At 73.4% G+C, this 1,481-nt stretch carries 1 protein-coding gene and 1 pseudogene; both read right to left on the reverse strand.

What is annotated here, in order from left to right:
• The coding region (locus C1J00_RS43145; RefSeq protein ID WP_102914205.1) for a serine/threonine-protein kinase at positions 1 to 1,054 on the reverse strand (1,054 nt) is incomplete at its 3' end.
• Between the two features lie 122 nt (positions 1,055 to 1,176).
• Positions 1,177 to 1,481 (reverse strand): annotated as a pseudogene (locus tag C1J00_RS43150) (serine/threonine protein kinase); the annotation flags it as partial.

The raw sequence follows: 1,481 nt of genomic DNA on the forward strand, positions 1-1,481 counted from the left end.
GGGCCCGGGCCGTGCCGTGGGCGCCGCCGGCCAGCTCGTCGGGGGCGGGGACGCGCATCGAGGTGTGGGTGTCGCGGTTGGAGTCGGCCGGCTTCGCGCCCGGCACCAGGGGGACCGCGCCCCGCCGCCGGACCCGCTCCCCGGCCGGTGCCGGTCCGGTGGGCTGCTCCTCGCGGTCGGCCTCTTCCGCGGACTCGGTGTCCGGCTCGTCCACCTCCAGCGGCGGCATGCCCGCCAGCATCGGCAGCAGCTCGCGCAGCCGGGCTCCGAGCTCCGAGGCCCGCAGCCGCGAGGCCGGGGCCTTGGCCAGACACTGCACCAGCAGCTGCCACAGCTCGTCCGGGATGCCGGGCAGCGGGACGACCGTCTCCGTGACGTGACGGCGCAGGACGGCGCCGGGATGGCCGCCGCCGAACGGGGTGAAGCCCGCCAGCAGCTCGTAGAGGACCGTGGCGAGCGCGTAGATGTCGACGGACGCGCGCGGGGGGAGGCCCTCGACGATCTCCGGGGCGAGGTAGTCCGGAGTGCCGATGATCTTCGTGGCCTTGGTGCGGCGCGGGGTGTCGATGAGTTTGGCCACGCCGAAGTCGGTCAGCAGCGCGCGGTGCGAGCCGCCGGGGCCGAGCGGGCCCTGCATGTCCAGGAGGACGTTCTCCGGCTTGACGTCCCGGTGCACGACGCCCGCGGCGTGCGCTGCCGCCAGTCCGTCGGCGATGTCGGCCGCGATGGCGACGGCCGCCTCGGGGGCCAGGCGCCGGTCCCGGTCGAGGCGGGTGCGCAGGTCCGTGCCGCGGACGAGGTCCATGACGAGCGCCAGGTCGTTGCCGTCGACGACCAGGTCGCGCACCGAGACGACGTGCGGGTGCTCCAGGCCGAGCAGGGCGGTGCGCTCCTGGACGAAGCGCCCGACGAGCTCCTGGTCGGACGCCAGGTCCTCGCGCAGCAGCTTGATGGCGACGGGACCTTCCGGCCCCTCGCCCAGCCACACCGTGCCGGCGCTGCCCCGCCCCAGGATCTGGTGGGCGGTGTACCGGCTGCCGATCTTCCGTGCCAAGGCTGCTCCTACCGACGCGTGTTGTCGCTAAAACTACGCGTCCGGAGAGCCAACCTTCACCGTGGAAGCGGAAATCACCCGCCGGATGTCGACAAATCACCAACCCCGCAGGGCGGTTCCGGTCAGTTCGTGCCGGAACCGCTCCCGCCGAGCTTCTCGAACCAGCCGGTGACGGTGCTGAACCAGTCGGTGAGCTGGTCCCAGTAGCCCTTGGTGGTGCCGATCCACTCCTGGAGCGGGCTCAGTTCCCAGATCAGCCAGCCCGCGACGAACAGGATGACGATCGTGAAGAGGCAGCCCTTCAGGCAGCCGAGCCCGGGGATCCGCATCGGGTTGGCGCTGCGCTGCCGCGGCTGCCGGGGCTCGCGCTGCGGCGGCTGGGGCCGCTGCGGCTGCGGGGCGTACTGCTGGGGCTGCTGCTGTGGGG

The sequence above is a fragment of the Streptomyces cahuitamycinicus genome (assembly GCF_002891435.1).
GTDB classification, from domain to species: Bacteria; Actinomycetota; Actinomycetes; order Streptomycetales; family Streptomycetaceae; genus Streptomyces; species Streptomyces cahuitamycinicus.